The organism is Streptomyces sp. NPDC093510, from assembly GCF_040683555.1.
GTDB lineage: Bacteria > Actinomycetota > Actinomycetes > Streptomycetales > Streptomycetaceae > Streptomyces.
Genome location: NZ_JBFBEE010000014.1, coordinates 169,700 through 189,891 on the forward strand (window position 1 = coordinate 169,700; position 20,192 = coordinate 189,891).

General features: G+C 72.1%; 23 protein-coding genes and 1 pseudogene. 6 read left to right on the plus strand and 18 right to left on the minus strand.

What is annotated here, in order from left to right:
• Nucleotides 1-20 precede the first annotated feature (20 nt).
• Nucleotides 21-149: a hypothetical protein gene (locus tag AB0N81_RS23530; RefSeq protein ID WP_365361362.1), complete on the minus strand. Its 129-nt coding sequence runs from the start codon at nt 147-149 to the stop codon at nt 21-23.
• Between the two features lie 145 nt (nt 150-294).
• On the opposite strand from AB0N81_RS23530, the gene AB0N81_RS23535 reads away from it, so the two are divergent.
• Together AB0N81_RS23535 and AB0N81_RS23540 are read left to right on the plus strand one after the other, a co-directional pair.
• Nucleotides 295-669 carry a CBS domain-containing protein gene (locus AB0N81_RS23535; RefSeq protein ID WP_365361364.1) on the plus strand — a complete coding sequence of 125 codons (375 nt, stop codon included), beginning with the start codon at nt 295-297 and terminating at the stop codon, nt 667-669.
• 180 nt (nt 670-849) lie between these two features.
• Nucleotides 850-1,401, plus strand: coding sequence for a type 1 glutamine amidotransferase domain-containing protein (locus AB0N81_RS23540; protein ID WP_365361366.1), 552 nt, complete (start codon nt 850-852; stop codon nt 1,399-1,401).
• 10 nt (nt 1,402-1,411) lie between these two features.
• Here AB0N81_RS23540 and AB0N81_RS23545 read toward each other — a convergent pair whose 3' ends face one another.
• Genes AB0N81_RS23545 through AB0N81_RS23555 form a run of 3 tightly spaced genes read right to left on the minus strand, consistent with a single transcriptional unit; the run spans nt 1,412 to nt 3,279 of the window.
• Nucleotides 1,412-2,422 carry a Ppx/GppA phosphatase family protein gene (locus AB0N81_RS23545; RefSeq protein ID WP_365361368.1) on the minus strand — a complete coding sequence of 337 codons (1,011 nt, stop codon included), beginning with the start codon at nt 2,420-2,422 and terminating at the stop codon, nt 1,412-1,414.
• A gap of 30 nt (nt 2,423-2,452) precedes the next feature.
• Nucleotides 2,453-3,049, minus strand: a complete 597-nt coding sequence (locus AB0N81_RS23550) for a TIGR03086 family metal-binding protein (protein ID WP_365361370.1) — start codon at nt 3,047-3,049, stop codon at nt 2,453-2,455.
• On the minus strand, nt 3,046-3,279 hold the full coding sequence (locus tag AB0N81_RS23555; RefSeq protein WP_365361372.1) for a DUF6158 family protein: 234 nt from the start codon (nt 3,277-3,279) through the stop codon (nt 3,046-3,048). Before AB0N81_RS23555 ends, AB0N81_RS23550 begins: the two co-directional genes overlap by 4 nt.
• Before the next feature lie 232 nt (nt 3,280-3,511).
• Here AB0N81_RS23555 and AB0N81_RS23560 point away from each other — a divergent pair, with 232 nt between their 5' ends.
• Nucleotides 3,512-5,056 (plus strand): alpha/beta hydrolase, encoded by a 1,545-nt coding sequence (locus AB0N81_RS23560; RefSeq protein WP_365361374.1) that lies wholly within the window; start codon nt 3,512-3,514, stop codon nt 5,054-5,056.
• 62 nt (nt 5,057-5,118) lie between these two features.
• On the opposite strand, the gene AB0N81_RS23565 is transcribed toward AB0N81_RS23560, so the two are convergent.
• Complete coding sequence (locus tag AB0N81_RS23565; RefSeq protein WP_365361376.1) at nt 5,119-6,747, minus strand: ATP-binding cassette domain-containing protein; 1,629 nt, start codon at nt 6,745-6,747, stop codon at nt 5,119-5,121.
• A gap of 201 nt (nt 6,748-6,948) precedes the next feature.
• Here AB0N81_RS23565 and AB0N81_RS23570 point away from each other — a divergent pair, with 201 nt between their 5' ends.
• Nucleotides 6,949-8,454, plus strand: a complete 1,506-nt coding sequence (locus AB0N81_RS23570) for a phosphatase PAP2 family protein (RefSeq protein ID WP_365361616.1) — start codon at nt 6,949-6,951, stop codon at nt 8,452-8,454.
• A gap of 142 nt (nt 8,455-8,596) precedes the next feature.
• Entirely contained in the window at nt 8,597-9,406 is an 810-nt protein-coding gene (locus AB0N81_RS23575; RefSeq protein ID WP_365361378.1) for a class I SAM-dependent methyltransferase, read from the plus strand.
• Nucleotides 9,407-9,509: 103 nt separating this feature from the next.
• Here the strand turns inward: AB0N81_RS23575 and AB0N81_RS23580 are convergent, their stop codons facing one another.
• From AB0N81_RS23580 to ligD, 11 genes are all read right to left on the minus strand, one after another.
• Nucleotides 9,510-9,809, minus strand: a complete 300-nt coding sequence (locus tag AB0N81_RS23580) for a gas vesicle protein K (protein ID WP_365361380.1) — start codon at nt 9,807-9,809, stop codon at nt 9,510-9,512.
• A 3-nt stretch (nt 9,810-9,812) separates the two neighbouring features.
• Nucleotides 9,813-10,001 carry a gas vesicle protein gene (locus tag AB0N81_RS23585; protein WP_365361382.1) on the minus strand — a complete coding sequence of 63 codons (189 nt, stop codon included), beginning with the start codon at nt 9,999-10,001 and terminating at the stop codon, nt 9,813-9,815.
• Nucleotides 9,998-10,969 carry a GvpL/GvpF family gas vesicle protein gene (locus AB0N81_RS23590; protein ID WP_365361384.1) on the minus strand — a complete coding sequence of 324 codons (972 nt, stop codon included), beginning with the start codon at nt 10,967-10,969 and terminating at the stop codon, nt 9,998-10,000. The genes AB0N81_RS23585 and AB0N81_RS23590 overlap by 4 nt, the downstream gene beginning before the upstream one ends.
• Entirely contained in the window at nt 10,950-11,312 is a 363-nt protein-coding gene (locus tag AB0N81_RS23595; protein WP_365361386.1) for a gas vesicle protein, read from the minus strand. Before AB0N81_RS23595 ends, AB0N81_RS23590 begins: the two co-directional genes overlap by 20 nt.
• Nucleotides 11,309-12,484 (minus strand): SRPBCC family protein, encoded by a 1,176-nt coding sequence (locus tag AB0N81_RS23600; protein ID WP_365361388.1) that lies wholly within the window; start codon nt 12,482-12,484, stop codon nt 11,309-11,311. Before AB0N81_RS23600 ends, AB0N81_RS23595 begins: the two co-directional genes overlap by 4 nt.
• Complete coding sequence (locus tag AB0N81_RS23605; protein ID WP_365361390.1) at nt 12,477-13,181, minus strand: DNA primase; 705 nt, start codon at nt 13,179-13,181, stop codon at nt 12,477-12,479. Before AB0N81_RS23605 ends, AB0N81_RS23600 begins: the two co-directional genes overlap by 8 nt.
• A 2-nt stretch (nt 13,182-13,183) precedes the next feature.
• A complete protein-coding gene (locus tag AB0N81_RS23610; protein ID WP_365361392.1) occupies nt 13,184-13,423 on the minus strand; it encodes a gas vesicle protein GvpG in 240 nt (79 codons plus the stop codon).
• 10 nt (nt 13,424-13,433) lie between these two features.
• The gene (locus tag AB0N81_RS23615; RefSeq protein WP_365361394.1) at nt 13,434-14,174 is read right to left on the minus strand and encodes a GvpL/GvpF family gas vesicle protein; all 741 of its coding nucleotides are present in this window, start codon (nt 14,172-14,174) and stop codon (nt 13,434-13,436) included.
• Nucleotides 14,171-14,605, minus strand: coding sequence for a gas vesicle structural protein GvpA (locus tag AB0N81_RS23620; protein ID WP_365361396.1), 435 nt, complete (start codon nt 14,603-14,605; stop codon nt 14,171-14,173). Before AB0N81_RS23620 ends, AB0N81_RS23615 begins: the two co-directional genes overlap by 4 nt.
• 122 nt (nt 14,606-14,727) lie before the next feature.
• Nucleotides 14,728-15,117: a gas vesicle protein gene (locus AB0N81_RS23625; RefSeq protein WP_365361398.1), complete on the minus strand. Its 390-nt coding sequence runs from the start codon at nt 15,115-15,117 to the stop codon at nt 14,728-14,730.
• Nucleotides 15,118-15,196: 79 nt separating this feature from the next.
• On the minus strand, nt 15,197-16,156 hold the full coding sequence (ligD, locus tag AB0N81_RS23630; RefSeq protein ID WP_365361400.1) for a non-homologous end-joining DNA ligase: 960 nt from the start codon (nt 16,154-16,156) through the stop codon (nt 15,197-15,199).
• 223 nt (nt 16,157-16,379) lie between these two features.
• Between ligD and AB0N81_RS23635 the strand changes: the two genes are divergently transcribed.
• Nucleotides 16,380-16,940, plus strand: a complete 561-nt coding sequence (locus tag AB0N81_RS23635; RefSeq protein WP_365361402.1) for a hypothetical protein — start codon at nt 16,380-16,382, stop codon at nt 16,938-16,940.
• 6 nt (nt 16,941-16,946) lie between these two features.
• On the opposite strand, the gene AB0N81_RS23640 is transcribed toward AB0N81_RS23635, so the two are convergent.
• Both AB0N81_RS23640 and AB0N81_RS23645 read right to left on the minus strand, forming a co-directional pair.
• A complete protein-coding gene (locus tag AB0N81_RS23640; RefSeq protein ID WP_365361404.1) occupies nt 16,947-18,857 on the minus strand; it encodes a transketolase in 1,911 nt (636 codons plus the stop codon).
• Nucleotides 18,857-20,185, minus strand: a pseudogene (locus AB0N81_RS23645) (FAD-dependent oxidoreductase). The gene AB0N81_RS23640 and the pseudogene AB0N81_RS23645 overlap by 1 nt, the downstream one beginning before the upstream one ends.
• Between the last annotated feature and the right edge of the window lie 7 nt (nt 20,186-20,192).

A 20,192-nucleotide genomic window follows, 5' to 3' on the forward strand; every position in this document is an offset into this window, starting at 1 on the left:
CCGGTGTGTGCTGCCGCGCGTCACGCGGTGCGGCGCCCTGCGACGTCGTCCGGGTTCTTCGCGGGCGGCAGCAGCAGTTCCTCGTACCGGCCGAGTGCCAGGACCACGCCCAGCATCACCAGCGGGATGAATACAGCGAGTACCGCCATGACCCCTGCCCTCCCAGTGTTGTGGGGGGTGTCGCGGGCCGGGTTCCCCTGCCCGGCGCGGCAAACCTCCGCGGGAGGCATGGCCACCGGGGCTCAGGGGTACTGCGGCGGAGGCACACGCGATCGCAGCAGGAAGGGCCCAGCCATGACTGATTACGTGAGGGACGTCATGACGCCGGGTGTCGCGGCCGTCCGCCCCGACGCCTCTCTCGTGGAGGCGGCGCAGCTGATGCGCGCCCAGGACATCGGCGATGTCCTGGTCACCGTGGACGGCCGGGTTCTCGGCGTGCTCACCGACCGGGACATCGCGCTGCGCGCCGTGGCGGACGGCGCCGACCCGCTGACGGTCAGCGCGCAGTCCGTCTGCACGCCCAATCCGGTCGTGGTGGGCCCCGACGACGCGGTGTCGGCCGCCGTCGGCCTGATGCGCGACCACGCGGTCCGGCGGCTGCCCGTCGTCGAGGACGGGCAGCCGGTGGGGATGGTGAGCCTCGGCGACCTGGCGCCGGACCTGGCGTAGGCCGTCGGGCGCGCGCCGTGTCGCTGCGCCACCCCGGGACCAAAGGCCCGTAAAAAGAGCAAAAGGGTCTACATATAACCCTCCCGGAGAGGCACCCGTACAGAGAACCCCCGTACAGAGAACCAGCTGTACAGAGAACCAGCTGTACGAGAGCCGGAAGAACAGAAAGGACACTCCGCCATGCCGCAGCGCATCGCGTTCCTCGTGGCGCCCGAGGGCGTCGAGCAGATCGAGCTCACCGACCCCTGGCAGGCCGTCCGTGACGCGGGCGGCGAGCCCGTCCTCGTGTCGACGGACTCCGGGGAGGTACAGGGCTTCAACCATCTCGACAAGGCGGACACGTTCCCCGTCCAGGAGGTCGTGGGCGAGGCACGGGCCGACGCGTTCGACGGCCTCGTGCTGCCCGGCGGAGTCGCCAACCCCGACTTCCTGCGCACCGACGAGAAGGCCGTGGCCTTCGTGAAGGACTTCTTCGACCGCGGTCTGCCGGTGGCGGCCATCTGCCACGCCCCGTGGACGCTCGTCGAGGCGGACGTGCTGCGCGGCCGGACTCTGACCTCCTGGCCCAGCCTCAAGACCGACATCCGCAACGCGGGCGGCACCTGGGTGGACGAGCAGGTGAAGGTCTGCGACGGCGGCCCCAACACGCTCGTCACCAGCCGCAAGCCGGACGACCTCAAGGCGTTCTGCGAGACGTTCCTCGCGGAGTTCGCCAAGGGTGCCAAGGGCTGAGGAGCCCGTGTCACGGCGCTCCGGCGGCCAGTTGCAGGGACGCCGGGGCGCCGTGACCTCCATCGCCGGTGTGGACGTGTTCCCCGGCCCACCAGTCGGCGTCGCCGTCCTCGATGTAGCGCAGCAGGATGCCTTCGCGCAGTGCCCAGGGGCAGACGGTCACCGTCTCGATCCCGGTCAGCTTCATGGCCGTGTGGGCGACCACCGCGCCGGCGACGCTCTGCCCGGCGCGCGCCGCCGAGATGCCCGGCAACTGAGCGCGCCGCTCGGCGGGCAGCCGGGCCAGTTCCCGGAGCGCCTCGCCCAGGTCGGCGCGGCCCAACTGCCGCTCTACGAACGGCCCATAGCGCCCGGGAGCCGCGCCGCACAACCGGGCGAGCTGCTGGAACGTGCGCGATGTGGCGACCGCCGTGTGCGGCATCTCCCAGCGGATGCGCGCGGCCACGTCCCGCAGCTGGTGGCGCACTTGGCGGCGTACGGCCTTGAGGTCCTCCTCGCGGGGCGGGTCCTGCCCGTCGAAGAGCTCCCGCGTCAGCCGTCTGGCGCCCAGCGGCAGCGAGGCCGCGTAGTCGGGCAGACGGCTGCGGCCGAAGGCCACCTCCAGCGAGCCGCCGCCGATGTCGAAGAGCACCAGCGGCCCGGCCCGCCAGCCCATCCACCGCCGGGCGGCGAGGAACGTCAGCTCCGCCTCGGCCTCACCGGACAGGGTCCGCAGCCGGACACCCGTCCCCGTCTCCACCGCCTCCAGCACCTCGGCCCGGTTCGGGGCGTCGCGCACGATCGACGTGACGAAGGCGAACGGTTCGACGACCCCCCAGCGCTGCGCCTCTTCCTGTACGTCACGCACCGCGGCGACCAGCTTTTGGACCGGCTCCTCACCGAGCCGCCCCTCCTCGTCCAGATGCTCGGCCAGCCGCAGCCGTCTCTTCACCGTGTGGACCGGCAACGGCACCTGCCCGTCGGCATCCGCGACAACGAGGCGCACCGTGTTCGATCCCACATCCACCACACCGACTCTCATGAACATCAGGTTCCCTCTGTCAGGTGAGGGTCACACCCGTCGGCCCATGAGGTTCAGCAGCCTGGTCTGCGCGTCGGCGCCGGGCGGCGGCTCGACGGCGGCGGCGAAGAGCCCGCTCTTCTCCAACTCATCCGCGTACGGAGCCACTTCACGGGCCGCGAAGTCGACGAGGCCCTCGGGCAGCGTCTCGTCGGCGCCGATCGCGCGGGACAGGTCCCAGGCGTGCACCACGAGGTCGACGGTCATCTGTCCGCAGTAGAAGGCCGCGGAGGAGTCGCCGGAGGAGAGGTGGACGGTGCGGTCCAGGGCGCCCGGCTCACGGAAGGCGGCGCCGGCCGCTTCGGCCGCGGTGTCCCAGGAGGCCACCGGGTCGGGGCCGAGCATGTCGCCGTCGAAGGCGTCACCGACGGACTCCATGGTGGCGCCGTCGAGCAGCGGTGGCACCCACAGCTGTTCGGACGCGAGGTGGTTGACCAGGTCGTGCACGGTCCAGTCGGTGCAGGGGGTGGGGCCGTCCCACTGGTCGGCGCGGACGGCGTGCACGCGGTCGGTGAAGAAGCTGAGCGCTTCGCCGTGCCGGGCCAGCCTGTCTGCGTTGCCTGCGTTGGATGAGTTGTCGGCTGTCATGAGCCTGCGGTTCCCCTCTCCCGTGCGCCCTCGCGGGTCCGGCCGCCCGCCACCGACCTGCGGGGGTGGCGCCGCAGGTACTCGCCCTCCAGTTGGGCCATGCGTTCGTTGTGGGCCCGCAGGGCGTCGCTCGAACCGTGCAGCAGGGTGGTGTGGCGGGTGCGGTGGATCGTTTCCAGCTCCTTGATGAGCTGCTGGTCGTCCAGCCGGCCCGGGTCGACTCCGTTCATGGATCGCTCCGATCGCTCTGTCGTGTCGCTCCCTGGCTCCCGGGTACCCGCTGGGCCCGTACTACCCAGGATGCACCGCACACGGGCCGTGCGCGCTCCGCGCGGTACGGCCGGCGTACACCGGGGCCAGGGAAATGTCCTGAAACGGCGGTTCCCCCAGGGGAGGCAGAGGGCTCTGTTCCGGCGTCCACCCGATCGGCAGAGTTTTTCTCCGACCGGAAGGACCGTCCACGTGCCCCGTTCCGTTCCACGCCACCGACTCTTACCTCTCCTCGCGCTCGGCGCCACCGCCGCGCTGCTCCCCGGGCTCGTCACGTCACCGGCCTCGGCCGCGCCCCGGCAGGACACCGGGAGCCGCCACGCGGCCCGCTTCACGCACCAGACACCGGACTGGAAGCGGTGCGGCGCCGACACGCCCGCCAGATACCAGTGCGCCACCATCAAGGTGCCCCTCGACCACCGCGACCCCGACGGCACCGTCATCGACCTCGCGATATCCCGGATCAGAGCGGGTGACGCCGGCAAGCGACGCGGTGTCCTGCTCTCCAACCCCGGCGGTCCCGGCGGCCCGGGGCTCGACCTGCCGCTGTACCTGTCCGGCGAGATGCCCCGGTCCGTGACGGACCGGTACGACCTCATCGGGTTCGACCCGCGGGGCATCGGCAAGAGCACGCCGGTCAACTGCGGGCTCACCGAGGCGGAGCGGCAGTGGCCCCGCAACTACCGGCCGTTCGGCGGAAACGTCGCCTGGGCGAAGACCGTGGCCGACAAGTGCCGCGCACAGGCGGGCGACCTGCTCCCGCACATGACGACCCGCAACACGGCACGGGACATGGACATCCTGCGGGCCGTCCTCGGCGAGAAGAAGATCTCGTACTTCGGCGTCTCGTACGGGACCGCGCTCGGGGCCGTCTACACGCAGCTGTTCCCCCGCCGCGCCGACCGGTTCGTCCTCGACAGCGCCGTCGACCCGAAGCTCATGTGGCGCGAGATGTTCCGGGTCTGGGCGCCGGAGGCCGAGCCCGCGTTCGCGCGCTGGTCGCGGTGGACCGCCGAGCGCTCGGCGACGTACCACCTGGGGAAGACCCCCGCCGAGGTCTCCGCGACGTTCTGGAAGCTGGTGGAGCGGGCCGACCGCGACCCGATCGTCGTGGGCACCGAGAAGCTCACCGGCACCGACATCCGCGCCTTCCTGCGGCGTGAGTTCTTCACCGTCCGCAGCGCGGCCGAACTCGTCGCCCTCCTCAGGGACGCCGCCGCGGGCAAGCCGGTCCCCGAGTTCCCGTCGGCGCCCGAGAGCACGGACAACCTGGTGTCGTCGCTCTGGACCGTCGTGTGCGGCGACGCCCCGGCACCGCGCGATCCGGAGACGTACCGCCGCGACTCGATCCGGGACGCCGCCCGCTACCCGCTCTTCGGGGACTTCGCCTCCAACATCAACCCGTGCGCCTTCTGGGACCGGCCCGTGGAGCCCGTGACCAAGGTGGACAACAAGGTCGGCACGCTGATCCTGCAGAACGAGTGGGACTCGCAGACCCCGCTGTCCACCGCGCGGGGCATGCACCGCGCGCTCAAGGGCTCACGGCTTGTGACCGTCGACGAGGGCGAGGGCCACGGCGTCGCGTACGGCATGGCCGCGGGCCCGGCCAACCGGTGCGCGCAGGACACCGCCACCGCCTATCTCCTCTCCGGCAGGCTGCCGGCGAAGGACGTGACGTGCCGGGCGACGCCGGGCGGCAAGCCCACGAAGCCGGCGTCCCCGGCGTTCTCCGGCTGAGGACGCCGGTCCCGCCGGTCCCGCCGGTGCGGCGGGGCGGCGGGACCGGCGGGGCAGCGGGTCTACCGCACGCGGTCGACCCGCCGCTCGTCCCAGACCGGCTCCGGGGTCTCCCGGACCCGGCCGTCGCTGCCGAAGACCAGGTAGCGGTCGAAGGAGCGGGCGAACCAGCGGTCGTGGGTGACGGCGAGGACCGTGCCCTGGAAGGCTTCGAGACCTTCCTGCAAGGCCTCGGCGGACTCCAGGTCGAGGTTGTCCGTGGGCTCGTCGAGGAGCAGCGCCGTGCAGCCCTCCAGTTCGAGCAGGAGGATCTGGAAGCGGGCCTGCTGGCCGCCGGAGAGCCGCTCGAACTTCTGCTCCGCCTGGCCCGTCAGCTCGTACCGCCGCAGCCGGGACATCGCGGCGCCCCGGTCCTGCGCGTGCTCGCGCCACAGGATGTCCAGGAGCGGGCGGCCCATCAGCTCCGGGTGGGAGTGGGTCTGCGCGAAGTGGCCGGGCACGACGCGCGCGCCGAGCCTCCAGGTGCCGGTGTGCGCGACGGGATTCCCGGAGTCGCCCGCGAGCAGCCGCAGGAAGTGCGACTTGCCCGAGCCGTTCGAGCCGAGGATCGCGACCCGCTCGCCGTAGAAGACCTCCAGGTCGAAGGGTTGCATCAGGCCGGTGAGTTCGAGGTTCTCGCAGGTCACGGCCCGTACGCCGGTCCGTCCGCCGTGCAGGCGCATGGTGATGTCCTGCTCGCGCGGCGGCTCGGGCGGCGGTCCTGCCTCCTCGAACTTGCGGAGCCTGGTCTGCGCGGCGTGGTAGCGCGACGCCATCTCGTGGCTGACGTCGGCGGCCTGGCGCAGGGTGCGCACCAGCTTCTTCAGCTGTTCGTGCTTCTCGTCCCAGCGGCGGCGCAGCTCCTCGAAGCGCGCGAAGCGCTCCTTGCGGGCCTCGTGGAACGTCTCGAAGCCGCCGCCGTGCACCCACGCGTCGGCGCCTCCGGGGCTCTGCTCGACGCTGATGATCTTCTCGGCGGCGCGGGCGAGGAGCTCCCGGTCGTGGGAGACGAACAGGACGGTCTTGCGGGTCTCCTTGAGCTGCCCCTCCAGCCAGCGCTTGCCGGGTACGTCGAGGTAGTTGTCCGGCTCGTCGAGGAGCAGCACCTCGTCGGTGCCGCGCAGCAGGGCCTCCAGGACGAGGCGCTTCTGCTCGCCGCCGGAGAGCGTGCGGACCTCGCGGAACTGGGCCTTGTCGTACGGGACACCGAGCGCGGCCGTGGTGCAGATGTCCCACAGCGTCTCGGCCTCGTACCCCTGGACCTCCGCCCAGTCGGAGAGCGCCTGGGCGTACGCCATCTGGGCCGCCTCGTCGTCGACCGTCATGATCGCGTGCTCGGCGGCGTCGACGGCCTTCGCGGCCTCGCGAATCCTCGGCTGCGCGACGGAGACGAGCAGGTCGCGCACCGTGCTCTCGTCGCGCACGGAGCCGACGAACTGCGGCATCACGCCGAGCCCGCCGCTCACGGTGACGTTGCCGCCGTGCGGCTGGAGCTCGCCGGAGATCAGGCGCAGCAGCGTGGTCTTGCCCGCACCGTTCGCCCCGACGAGGGCGACGACGGCGCCCTCGCCGACCCGGAAGGAGACATCACCGAGCAGCGCCCGCCCGTCCGGCAAGTAGTACTCGATGTGTGCGGCTTCCAGATGTCCCATGTGCGGGATTGTCCGTGGCCGACGGGTGCCCGGGCAAACCGTTTCCCTTCCGGGGGCGCGCGGCCGGCCGGACCCTCGGAGCCTGAACGGCGGCCCGCAGGGTACGCGTGCGCCATGTGCGCTGACTCCCCGGATGTATCCGGCATTTCCGGTATCTCCGACATCGACCTGTCCCGCCCGGTCGCCGGGCACCACCCGTTCATGGCCCGCATGGTCTCCTTCGACAGCCGGCTGTTCGAGGCCGTCGCCGCGCGGCACTGGCCCGGCGCCGACCGGGTGCTGCCCCGGCTCAGCCGGAGCGCGAACCACGGGGTGCTGTGGTTCGCGACGGCCGCGGGGATCGCCGCGACGCGCACCCCGCGGGCCCGGCGCGCCGCCGTGCGCGGCGTGGCCTCCCTGGCCCTGGCCTCCGCGACGATCAACACGCTGGGCAAGCGCTCGGTGCGCCGTCCCCGGCCGCTGCTCGACCCGGTGCCGCTGATACGGCAGCTGAAGCGGCAGCCGATCACCACGTCGTTCCCCTCGGGCCACTCGGCGTCCGCCGCGGCGTTCGCCACGGGTGTGGCGCTGGAGTCGCGGGCGTGGGGCGCGGCCGTCGCACCGCTCGCGGCCGCCGTCGCGGTCTCCCGTGTCTACACCGGGGCGCACTTCCCGAGCGACGTCCTGGTGGGTGGGGCCCTGGGTGCGGGCGCGGCGTTCGCGGTGCGCGGTCTGGTGCCGACGCGGGCGCAGCTGGCCCCGCCGGGCCGCCCGCGGATGACGGCGCCCGCGCTGCCCGGCGGTGCGGGTCTCGTCCTGGTGGCCAACGCGGGCGCGGGCGCCCCGCAGCGCGTGAGGGCGCTGGACGACGCGCTGCCCGAAGCGGAGGTCATCCTCGCCGAACCCGGCGATCTGCACGCCGAGTTGGAGAAGGCGGCGGCCCGCGCGCAGGTCCTCGGCGTGTGCGGCGGCGACGGCACCGTCAACGCCGCGGCCCGCGTCGCCCTGGAGCACGGTCTGCCGCTCGCGGTGCTGCCCGGCGGCACGCTCAACCACTTCGCGTACGACCTCGGGGTCGAGGACGTCCGGGATCTGGCCTGTGCGGTGGAGGCGGGCGACGCGGTCGCCGTCGACGTCGGCCGTTTCAGGTCGGGGGGCGAGGACGACGGAGACACGCACACGGACACGGACGGAGACGGGGACCGCTCCGGGGAGCGGGTCGAGGGGTACTTCCTCAATACGTTCAGCCTGGGCGTGTACCCGGAGCTGGTGCGGCAGCGCGAGCACTGGACGGACCGCATCGGCGGCAAGCCCGCCTCGGTGCTCGCGGCGCTGAAGGTGCTGCGCTCCGACGAACGGCCGATGACCGCCCGGTTCCGGGGCAAGGAGCGGGCGGTGTGGATGCTGTTCGCGGGCAACTGCACCTACCACCGGCCGGGGCTCACCCCGGGCCGCAGGCTAGACCTGGCGGACGGGCTGCTCGACGTGCGCATCGTGCACGGCGGCCGCAGGCCCGGCGCCCGCCTCCTCGCCGCGGCGCTGACGGGACCCGACGTGCGCTCCCCCGCCCAGGCGGCCGCGCGGATGCCCCGACTGCGGGTGGACGGCATCGAGGCGGGCACGGTCGTGGCGTACGACGGTGAAGTGACCCGCGTCCAGGGCTCGTTGACGGTCGACAAGCTGCCCGAGGCGCTGACCGTCTACCGTCCGCTGCCGGTCCTCCGCTGACCACGGGAACGCCTGGGCACGCCTGGGGCACTGCCTCGGCACACCTGGGCGCCCCCCCTGTGACCACATACTGATATGCGGGTCTCACTATTCGGCATGGCGGCGTACGGTGCCTCATACACGTACACGAAGGAGTTCCGCCATGCCGGAGGAGACCGCCGTCTACACGCACGGGCATCACGAGTCCGTACTGCGTTCGCACACCTGGCGCACCGCCGCCAACTCGGCCGCCTACCTGGTCGGTTCGCTGAAGCCGCACATGAAGGTCCTGGACATCGGCTGTGGTCCGGGGACCATCACCGCCGACCTCGCCGAGCTGGTCCCGGACGGCCACGTCACCGGCGTGGACCGGGTCCCCGACATCCTGGACAAGGCGCGTGCCACGGCGGCCGAACGCGGCCTGCGAAACGTCGAGTTCGCCGTCGCCGACGTCCACGACCTGGACTACCCCGACGACTCGTTCTGCGTCGTCCACGCCCACCAGGTGCTCCAGCACGTGGGCGATCCTGTGCGGGCGCTGCGCGAGATGCGGCGCGTCTGCAGACCGGGCGGCATCGTCGCGGTCCGCGACGCGGACTACGCGGCGATGACCTGGTATCCCAAGTCGCCCGGCATGGACGACTGGCTCGATCTGTACCGGCGGGTGGCCCGCGCCAACGGCGGCGAGCCCGACGCGGGGCGCCGCCTCAAGTCCTGGGCCCTGGAGGCCGGCTTCACCGACATCACGGCGACCGCGGCCACCTGGTGCTACAGCTCCGAGGACGAGCGGGCCTGGTGGAGCGGGCTGTGGGCGGACCGCACGCTCGCCTCCGCGTACGCCGGGCGCGCCGTCGAGGGCGGCCACGCGGACGCCGGACAGCTGCGCGCCGTGTCCGCGGCGTGGCGGGAGTGGGGCGGCCGGGAGAACGCCTGGTTCGCGGTGCTGCACGGGGAGGTGCTCTGCCGGAAGTGAGGCACCGGAGGTGAGGCGGGGGAGCGTGTGACAGGGGCGTGCCCCCGGGCAGCTGGGTCAGTCACGCGGGGGCAGCCGTGTCAGTCACGCGAAAGCAGCCGTGTCAGTCACGCGGGAGCAGCGGGCCCAGCGGCCCGAGGTCCAGGTTCAGGTCCTCGGGCCGCAGTCCGTAGCGGTTGCGGAGTTCGGCCATCCGGTCCTCCAGGAGCATCAGCGTGAGGCCGATCCGCTCCTCCTGGTCCTCAGACAGCTCGCCCGTGTCGAAGCGGCGCACGGCCTGCCGCTCCATCAGCTGACGGAGCAGTTCGACCACCGTCAGGACGAGTTTGACCAGGTCCCGTTCCACGGTGTCGGGGTCGAGGTCCATGCGTTTGCGGCCGTCGTTGCGGCGGTCCGGGTCCATCGTTCACTCCAAGTCCGACCACGGCGAGGGCACATTCTCGTTGACGGAGCTGATCAGGGCGTTCAGGTCGATGCGTACGAGATCGACGTCCGCGATCCGCAGGGTGATGTCGCCCGTGATGACGACGCCGCCCGCGAGCAGCCGGTCGAGCAGGTCGACCAGGGCGATTTCGCGGCGCTCGACGACGGTCATACGGAACGGCCCTTCTCGTCGCCGGTGCGGTCGTCGCCGGCGGTTCCGTCACCCGTGGCTCCGTCACCCGTGGATGCGTCACCCGTGGATGCGTCACCCGTGGATGCGTCACCCGTGGATGCGTCACCCGTGGCTCCGTCGTCGGTGAAGGAGTACGCGGCCCACGGTCCCGTCAGTTCCACCCGCAGACCGCTCGTCCCCTCCTCCTCGTCCTTCGTGCGGTCCACGAGTTCGACGAACTCCTCCGAGTCCGCGCGGGACACCAGGTAGGCAGCGTTGAGAACGTTGCGCCCCGGCGTGCGGGACAGCTCCGAGTTCTGCGGCGCGTGCAGCCGGGAGTCGTCGGCGTGCCGCGAGAGCGTCTCGTGCAGCCGCCGGGCGAAGGCCTCGGCCCGCTGCCAGCCCTCCTCCTGGGCCGTACGCTGGCTGCGCCGCCGGCGCAGGTAGTCGCGCCCGCTCCCGGGCCCGCTCTGCCGGGGTGCGGCGGCGGGCGGCTGGGGCGCGGTGGACTCCTCGCTCAGCATGTGGACCTTCACACCCCACTCGACGCGCCCGTCGATCCGCTCCAGGACGCGGTGGAAACGCTCAGCGCCGTCCTCCAGCATGGCGCGTACGCCGCTGTCGTCACGGAAGACGGTCGCGAGGCGCAGCGGCAGCGGGCAGGTGACGGAGGTGAGCGCGTCGATCACCCGCTGGTGCGCGCGGGCCGTGTCGGAGAGCCAGTCCAGGTCTTCCAGGTGGGCGCGCAGCGCCTTCTCCGAGAAGTCCCGCTCCGGGACCGGGCCGACCAGGGCGACCAGACCCTCGTGGACGAGCTGGCGGGGCGGCTCGCCGCCGACGCCGGTGAGGTCGGCGGCGAGCGGGGCGGCGAGGGGGCGGCAGACCGCGTAGACGTAGCGCAGGTCGTCGTGGCGCGGTTCGTCGTGACGCGGGCCGTCGCCGTGGAGGTCATCGTTCACGGCGTTCATGTGTCTCCTTCTCGACCGGCTCCAGGGACATCCGCTCCTCCAGCTCCGCCAGGCGCTGCCGCAACTCGGCGTTCTCCCGCGAGAGTTCCGTGCGGCGCGCCCCCTGGGAGAGCGCGGGGTCGCCCTCCCACCAGTCGATGCCCATCTCCTTGGCCTTGTCCACGGAGGCGACGATGAGGCGGAGCTTGATGGTGAGCAGTTCGATGTCGAGCAGGTTGATCTTGATGTCGCCGGCGATGACGATGCCCTTGTCCAGGACGCGTTCGAGGATGTCGGCGAGGTTGGCCCCGCCGCCTCCTCCGCCGTAGGGGCTCGGCAGTCCGGCGCTGGAGGAGGTCGTCATCGGCGGGCCCGTCCGCCGCCGGCCGACTCGGCGTACTCGCGCTGCTTCTCCTCGTCGGCGTCGGCCTCGTCCGCCTCGTCCTCAGTCTCGGCCTCGTCGTCGTACTCGTCCTCGGGCTCGTCCTCCGGCTCGGGCTCGTCCTCTTCGTCGAGCTCGTGCTCGCCCCGGGGCTCGGCGTCTTCTTCCTCTTCCTCTTCCGGGACCTCTGCGGACTCGTCCTCGTACTCCTCCGCCGGTTCGTCCTCGCGCTCGTCCTCTTCCTCGTCGTACTCGGACTCCGGCTCGTCCTGAGCCTCGTCCTGCCCTTCGTCCCGCGCCTCGTGCTCGTCCTGGTGCTCGTCCTCCTCCTCGGCCACGGCGTCCTCGTGGCTGCGGACGACCTCGCCGTCGCGGATCTCACCGCGCCAGCCGTCGCTCGCCTCACCGCGCATCGAGATGTGCCGGGCGAAGTTCTTGAGGTCCAGGCGGGCTCTACGGCCCTGGGCGCGCCAGATGTTGCCGGTCTTCTCGAAGAGGCCCTTCGGGTAGTACTCGATGACGAGCAGCACGCGGGTGAGGTTCTCGGCGAGGGCGTGGAAGGTGACGACGCCCTTGGTCGTGCCCTTGGCGCCCTCCGACGTCCAGGTGATCCGCTGGTCCGGCACCTGTTCGGTGGTGTGCGCCTTCAGACTGCGCGTGGACCAGAAGACCTTGAGCTTCCAGTCGGTGTCCGTGTCGCTCGCCACGGTGGCGTCCTTGACGCCCTTGGCGAACGAGGCGAACTCCTGGTACTGCGTCCACTGGTCGTACGCCTCGCGGAGCGGCACGCCGACGTCGATGTACTCCAGGATGACCGTCGGCTTCTGGCCCGCGCCGCCCTTCTTGCGCTTGCCGCCGAGGTTCTGGACGGCGCCCTTCACGGAGTCCTTCAGGTGGCCGCCGCCGAGTTCCAGCGCGCTGCGCACCGGACCCTTGCCCTCGGCGACCTTCTTGCCCGCCTGTGCCGCCAGCTTGCCGAAGCCGGGGCTCTTGCCCTCCGCGATGTCGTTCAGCTTGACGGTGGCGTCACCGAGCCGGTGCCCGACGCCGACGAGCATGCGCTCGACCTGTGCCATGAGGTAGGCCTGCGCCTCCTCCTTCACGCGGTCGGCAGCCGGACTGCGCGTGATGTTGCTCAGGGGTGATTCAGCCATGGTCACTGCCTCCCTTCGTCCTGCCGCCGCCGCTGCGGGCCGACGAGGTGGCCCTGCGGGCAGTGCCGCGCGCCGCCGCGGTCGACTTCTTGTCGGCGGTCTTGCGGGCCGTCTTCTGCGGGGCCTTCTTCGCCGCGGTCTTCTTCGCGGCCTTCGGGGCGGACTTCGCGTCCGGCGTCGATTCCGGCTTCGAGGCCGGCTTCGAGGCCGGCTTCGGCGCGCCCCTCTTCGCCGGGGCCTTCTTGCGCTGACCGGAGCGCCCGGAGCGCCCGGACCGCTCGGCCCTCTCGGACTCTCCGTCCTCGTCCCGGTCGGCGCCCCGCTCATCGTCCCGGTCGTCGTCCCGGTCCTCGTCGGCGTCCTCCGCCTGGCCCGGCACCACGCCGGATATGCGGTCCTGGACGCCGAGGGTGCGGTCGTGCAGACGGTCGGCGAGACCTTCGAGCTGCCGGTTGAGGAGTGAGCCGGTGGCCGCCTTGCCCACGCCCCGCACGTCCTGGCGGAGCTGGTCGCCGATCTCCTTGAACTGCGGGTTGTTCTCCAGCTGCTGGGTCACGAACGCGCCCAGCGCCTTGGGGCTCAGGTTGAGCCGCTTGCCGGCCACCATCGTGCCGACGGCGAACGCGAACTTCGCCTTCTTCGTGCGACCGAGGACGTATCCCGCGCCCACGGCGAGGCCCACTGCCATTCGGTTCATTCTCAGAAGTCCTGTCCTGTGCTGTGCTGCAGTCGGTCGAGGAGCTCGTCCTCGCACCGTTCGAACTCGGCTTCGTCGATCTCTCCCGCCTCAAGGAGTTCCTCGAGGCGGGAGAGCTCACGACGGATCGCCGAGGGGTCGTAGTACTGCCGCTCCGCCTCGTCGACCACCTGCCTGAGCACCCAGAGGGAGCCGCGGGCCGGAGCCAGAGGCAGCAGGAGCAGTTCACCGATCAGGCCCATGCCGTCACTCTCACTCCGCGAGCTTCGCGGGCCCCGGGTCGACGAAGCTGTACGGGGGCAGCGGACCGTGCACCCGCAGGTCCAGGTGCGGCTGGGTGGACCGGAGCTCCTCGACGGCCGAGAGGAGACCCTCGGCGGACGTGCGGTTCACCAGGAACGAGATGTTCGCCAGCCAGCCGGTGCTCTCGGGGCCGTCGGCGACTGCTTCGGCGGCCGGTTCCAGCGCGCGCCGCACCTCGATGGCGTCGCTCTCCTCCCGGGCCCGCACGTTGGACGTGACCATCTCGCCGAGCTGCAGCTTCTGCTCGTGGGTGCCGCCGCCCTGGCGCTGGTTGGCCTCGACCATGGCGCGCAGCTCCGGGTTCTCGGCGAGGACCTGGTGCAGGACGGCCTGTTCGTGGTGGGTGGCCTTCACGTTGTACTCGACCTTGCCGTCGAGGGTGCGCAGGCGCTCCTCGTAGTGGCCGGCCCGCTCCCCCAGCACGGAGACGACCGTCTCGTCGTCCGGGGCCAGGCTGCCGAAGCGCATCGGGAGCACGGAACCCGCGGCACCCGCCTCCGACAGGACGTTCTGGTGCGCCAGGAGGTCGCGCCGCTTGGGCTTGAGGTCCTCCGGGGCGTCGCTCACGATGGCGGCGAGCTCGCCGTTCTTCAGGACGCGCACGGTGCAGGCCGGCCGGCCGATGCCCTCCATGCCCTCGGGCAGCGCCGGGTGGGAACTGCTCGCGATGCCGTAGACGTACGTAGTCACTCCTGCTCCTCCTTCCGGCGGGAGGTCGAGGAACGCCGGGCCTTCGGCCGGTCCTCGGTCTGACGCTGGCCGCCTTCCTCACGGGACTGCTTGAAGGCGTCCGATATGGTCTCGGCGGCTCCGGAGAGGGCTCCCTTGGACTTGCCCTTGGCGCCGGACTCCGTGATCTCGCCCACGAGGTCGGGCAGGCCGGGGTCCTTCTTCTTTCCGGTCTCCAGGTCGAGGCGGTTGCACGCCTCGGCGAACCGCAGATACGTGTCGACGCTCGCGACGACGACACGGACGTCGATCTTCAAGATCTCGATACCGACGAGCGAAACGCGTACGAAGGCGTCGATGACGAGTCCTCGGTCGAGGATGAGCTCCACGACGTCGTACAGGCCACTGGTGCCGCCTCCGCCGCCGGACTGTTGTGCCGGGACTACGGTCATGCCGACTGCGCCTCCTTGGGTCTGGGGTGTTCTCGTCCTGTCTGTCTCTTTGCTTGCTCTGTGGGTGTGCTTGCTCTGTGGCTGTGCTTGCTTTTCTCTGGGGCCCGGAGTCTCGGTCCGGCCTAGTGGCCGCCGGTACCGCGAGGTTCCGAGCGTCCGCGCTCGTAGCGGCGGAGCCGTCGGTAGCCCGTGAGCTCACCCTGCGGGTCCAGCTGCACCTCGTAGCTCGCGAGAAGGCTCATCGTGTCGGGGACACGGGACAGTTCGAGGACCTCGACCTCCAACAGCCAGCCTTCTTCGGTGCGTTCGAAGGACGACACCGATTCGGGCGTCATGCCGGTCAGCTCGGCGAGCTGTTCCCGGGCGTGGCGGAGAACCGCCATGGGTCCCGGCAGCGACGTCTTCTCGCTCTCCGCCGGCTTGGACTCCGACTCGCTCCGCGCGGGCTTGGACTCCGATGCCTTCTCGTCAGATTTCTTGCTGTCTGTTGTCTTACGCGTCGTATCGGCCATGTTCACCTCCTTCACCGGGTTACCCGAAGAGCCTTGGCCAAACGTGATCACTACGTGTCCGGCCGGGGCGCCGTCGTGCTCAGCCGCGCAGCGCGCGCAGCTTGCGGCGGGCCGGGCCGAGCGCGCGTCCCGAGCGCAGGACGCCGGCCCACGGATCGGTGCGGGCCTGCTCCACGGCGTCGTCGATGGTCCAGCTGCGGGCGTGCACCGCGGGGTCGTCGAGCTGCTCCCAGGCGATGGGCACGGCCACCGGTGCCCCGGGCAGGGCCCGCACCGAGAACGGCGCCACCGCGGTCTGCGCGTACGCGTTGCGCTGCACGTCGAGGTAGAGCCGGTCGCCGCGGTCCTTCTTGCGGGCGGCCGTGGTGAGCCGCTCGGGATGGGCTTCGGCGAGCGTGTCGGCGACGTCCTTGGCGAAGGCCCGCGCGTCGTCGAAGTCGTGGTGGCCGTTGAGCGGCACGACGACGTGCAGGCCGCGCGAGCCCGTCGTCATCAGGGCGGACGGCAGACTCATGTGGTCGAGCAGCTCGCCGAGGAGGCGGGCGGCGTCGCGCACGGCGTCGAAGTCGTCCCCGGCGGGGTCCAGGTCGAAGACCAGCCGGTCGGGGCGGTCGATCCGGCCGGTGCGGGACAGCCAGCGGTGCAGGGTCACGCAGGCCTGGTCGGCCAGGAAGAGAAGGGTCGCCGTGTCGTCGCACACGGTGTGGTTGACGGTGCCGTCCTGCTTGGCCACCTCGGCGCGGGTGATCCAGTCCGGGTAGTGGTCCGGCGTGTCCTTCTGCATGAACCGGGGTCCGTCGACGCCGTCCGGGTGGCGTTCCAGCATCAGGGGCCGGCCGCGCAGGTGGGGCAGCATGAAGGGAGCGACGGCCCGGTAGTAGTCGAAGAGGTCCGCCTTCGTGTGGCCCGTGCCGTCGTGGTGCCCCGCGGCGCCTCCGCCGCTCTTCCCCTTGCCGTCGGAGCCCGGGAAGAGGACCTTCTGCGGCCGGTGCAGCTCTACGGTGCGGCGGCCGGCCCGCACCGTCCGTACGTCGTTCATGGAGGTCCCTTCGGCTCGGTTCGCCAAGTGCGACGTGACCCGGCGGGTACCCAGCGTCAGGCCCCGCAGTCGCCCCGGGCCACACCGACACGGTGGTGTTCACCCTGGTCGGGTGGGTGGCTGGCACCACCCGGAAACCGGGGGCCGACGGGCGTGTCCGACGGCGTCCGGACCGGAAGGATCGGGGGTAACGACCAGCCGTCCCGCTCCCGTGAGGCCCGCCATGACGCACAGCTCCGACCTGGCCCCCGACTCCGCGCCGCCCCGCGTCCCCCGCCCCCGGCCCCGCTCCCCCGAGCCCCGCCTCCCCACTCGCATGCTGCCCGGCACCGACGAGCCGCCCGCGCCGGCCCCCGTCAGAGCGGCCTTCGCGCTCTGGCTCACCGCGGTCGCCTCGGGCGTCTTCGGCACGGCGCTCGCCGTCGTCGGGGAGACGTCCGCGGCTTCCGGGGCGCTGCGGCTCACCGGCGGCCTCCTGTTCCGTATGGCGTTGTTCTCGGCGGCCGTCCTGGTCGCGGTGCGGATGCGCCGCGGCGCCCGCTGGGCACGCTGGGCGCTGACCGGCGGACTCGGGCTGCTCGGCGCCACGGCCCTGGCGGCCACCCGGCCCGACCGGTGGCCGACCGGCCCGCGGGCGCTCGGTGAGGCCGTCGCGGACGCGGGGGCCGTCGACGTCCTGTCCGGTGCCGGTCTGGTGCTTCAGCTGGCCGCCGCGCTGACGGCGACGGCGCTGCTGTTCCACCCCGCGGCCAACGCCTGGTTCAGGGCGACGCGGCACCGCTGACCGCGCTCACCGCACCACGGCCCGCTCCACCAGGAGCCGCGCCGCCGCCGCGATCGACTCCGCGTCGATGCCCGCCGCGTGCAGCTGCTCCGCGGGCGACGCCGAACCCGGCATCGTCCGTACCGCGAGCCGCACCAGCCGCGGCACCGGCCTGCCGTCGGTGAACGCGTCGAGGACCGCGTCGCCGAGGCCGCCCTCCTCCCGGTGGTCCTCGACGGTCAGCAGGCAGCCGGTGCGCTCCGCCGCCTCGCGCAGGGCGCGGCGGTCGACGGGCTTGACGGAGTACAGGTCGATGACGCGCACAGGGATGCCCTCGCGGTCGAGCGCGTCCGCGGCGGTCAGCGCCTCGTGGACGGTCACGCCCGCCGCCACCACGGTCAGCCGGTCCGCGTCGCTGGAGCGCAGCACCTTGGAGCCGCCGATGGGGAACTTCTCGTCGGGCCCGTAGATGACGGGCGCGTCCCCGCGTGACGTGCGCAGGTAGCGGATTCCGTCGAGCCCGGCCATCTCGGCGACGAGCTGCCCCGTCTGGTGGGCGTCGCACGGGTACAGGACCGTGGAGCCGTGCACCGCGCGGAAGAGCGCCAGGTCCTCCAAGCCCATCTGGGACGGGCCGTCCTGGCCGATCGCGACACCCGCGTGCGAGCCGACGAGGTTGATGCCGGCGCCGCTCACCGCCGCCATGCGTACGAAGTCGTGGGCGCGGGTGAGGAACGCCGCGAACGTCGACGCGTAGGGCACCCAGCCGCGCGCCGCCAACCCCACGGCCGCCGCGACGAGTTGCTGTTCGGCGATGTAGCACTCGAAGTACCGGTCGGGGTGTTCCTTGGCGAAGTACTCCGAGCGTGTCGAGTCGCCGACCTCGCCGTCCAGGGCCACCACGTCGCCGCGGGCGGTGCCGAGCGCGGTGAGCGCCTGACCGTAGGCGGTGCGGGTCGCGACGGCGTCGCCCGGTGTGTGGCGCGGCAGTTCGAGGTGGCCGCTGCGCACCGCGTGCATCGTCCGTGCCGCGGCCGGCTTGCGCACCTCCACGCGTACGTCGCGTACGCCGCCCAGTTCCTCGACGGCCGCTTCGGCGTCCGGAAGCGGCTTGCCGTGCAGGCCCTCGCGGTTCTCCACGGCGGCGACGCCCTTACCCTTGACGGTGCGGGCGAGGATGACGGTGGGCTGCCCGACGGTGGAGCCCGCTTCCTGGCAGGCCCGGTCGACGGCGTCGACGTCGTGCCCGTCGGTCTCGACGACGTGCCAGCCGAACGCGCGGAAGCGGTCGGCGTAGGCGCCGAGGTGCCATTCGTGGCGGGTCGGGCCGCGCTGGCCGAGGCGGTTGACGTCGACGATCGCGGTGAGGTTGTCCAGGTGCTCGTACCCGGCGTGTTCGGCGGCCTCCCACACGGAGCCCTCCGCCAGCTCGCTGTCGCCGCACAGCACCCAGACGCGGAAGGGAATCCTCTCAAGCCGCTTGCCGGACAGGGCCATGCCGACGCCGACGGGCAGCCCCTGCCCCAGTGAGCCGGTGGCGACCTCGACCCAGGGCAGGGCGCGCGGTGTGGGGTGGCCTTCGAGGCGGCTGCCCTGCTCGCGGAAGGTGAGCAGCTCTTCGTCTGTGAGCGCCCCCGCCGCCTTGTACGCGGCGTAGAGGAGGGGCGAGGCGTGGCCTTTGGAGAGGATGAAGCGGTCGTTGCCCGGATGGTCGGGGCGGTCGAAGTCGTAGTGGAGATGGCGGGCGATGAGCACCGCCATCAGGTCGGCGGCGGACATCGACGAGGTGGGATGTCCGGAGCCCGCGGAGGCCGCGGCCCGGACGGAGTCCACGCGCAACTGCTGAGCCAGGGCGCGCAGTTGCTCGCTGTTGTGTGCGTTGCTGCTATGTGCGCTGGTGTCGTGTGCGCTGCTGTTGTGTTCACCGTTGGGGGGCATCACGGGTTCTCCTTGGGTGGCGGGTTCTCCTTGGGTGGCGGGTTCTCCTTGGGTGGCGGGTTCTCCATCGGGCGGGGGTCGTGCTCGGGTCGCGGACCCCGCGGGTCCGGCACCCGTACCACCTCCGGCGACGCGGACTCCAGGGGCACCGTCCAGGAGCGGACGAGGCCCAACTGCACTGCCTGGCGCGGCAGTACGGAGTCCAGGAGCCAGTCCGCTGCGACGCGCACGCGGTTGCCGGGCATCGCCGCCAGGTGGTAGCCGCGCGTGACGGCTCCGGCGAGCGGTCCTGACAGGGGGACGCCGCGACGTTGCGCCCCGCCGTCGCGCCCTGGCGCCAGGCGTGCTGGGCGGTCATCGGGGTGAGCTCGCCGGACTTGTTCAGGTCGGGCACGGCCGCGGCGTCGCCGCAGGCGAACACCTCGGGGTGGCCCGGCACCTGGAGGCAGGCGTCGACCTGCAGCCGTCCCCGGTCCAGCGGCCTGCCGAGTCCCGCGACGAGCGGATCGGGCCGTACGCCCGACGCACCAGACGAGGGTGCGTGTGTCGACGGACTCCCCGTCGTCCAGAAGTACTCCATCGGAGGTGGCCTCCTTGACGGAGGTCCTGGTACGGACGTCCACACCGCGCCGCCGCAGTACGCGGTCGGCGGTGGCGGAGAGCCGCTGGTCGAGTTCGGGCAGTACGCGGTCCGCGATGTCGAGCAGCAGCCAGCGGGGGCGGATGCCCTGCCGCAGCGGCCGCCCGCGTACGAGGGTGTCGGTGAACAAGCGCCCGTGTGCGGCGAGTTCGACCCCGGTGCAGCCGGCGCCGACGACCACGAACGTGCAGCGGGCCCGACAGGTCTCCGGGTCCGGAACGGTGGCGGCCGGCTCTGTCCGGCGGATGATGTGGTCCCGCGGGTACAGCGCCTCGGGCATGCCGCGGAAGCCGTGCGCGTGCTCGGCGACGCCCGGCACGGGGAGCAGTTTGTTGACGCTGCCCACGCCGAGGACGAGCCGGTCGTACGGCAGCTCACCGCGTCGCCCCTCGGGATCGGTGTACGTCACCCTGTGCCGCTCCAGGCCGACACCGTCGGCCTCGCCGAGCGCGAGGCGGACGCGCGGCAGCGTGCCGGAGAGGGAGACGGTGACGCGTCGCGGTTCCAGAACTCCGGTGGCGACGTGCGGCAGCAGCGGCAGCAGCGGCAGCAGCGGCAGGTACAGGAAGTAGTCGGTGGGGTTGAGCAGGGTGATGTCGGCCTGGTTCCGGGTCAGTAGGGACAGGGTGCGGGCGGTGCGGTAGCCGGCGAACCCTGCTCCGACGACAACGATGCGGGATCGGCTCACGGTGCGC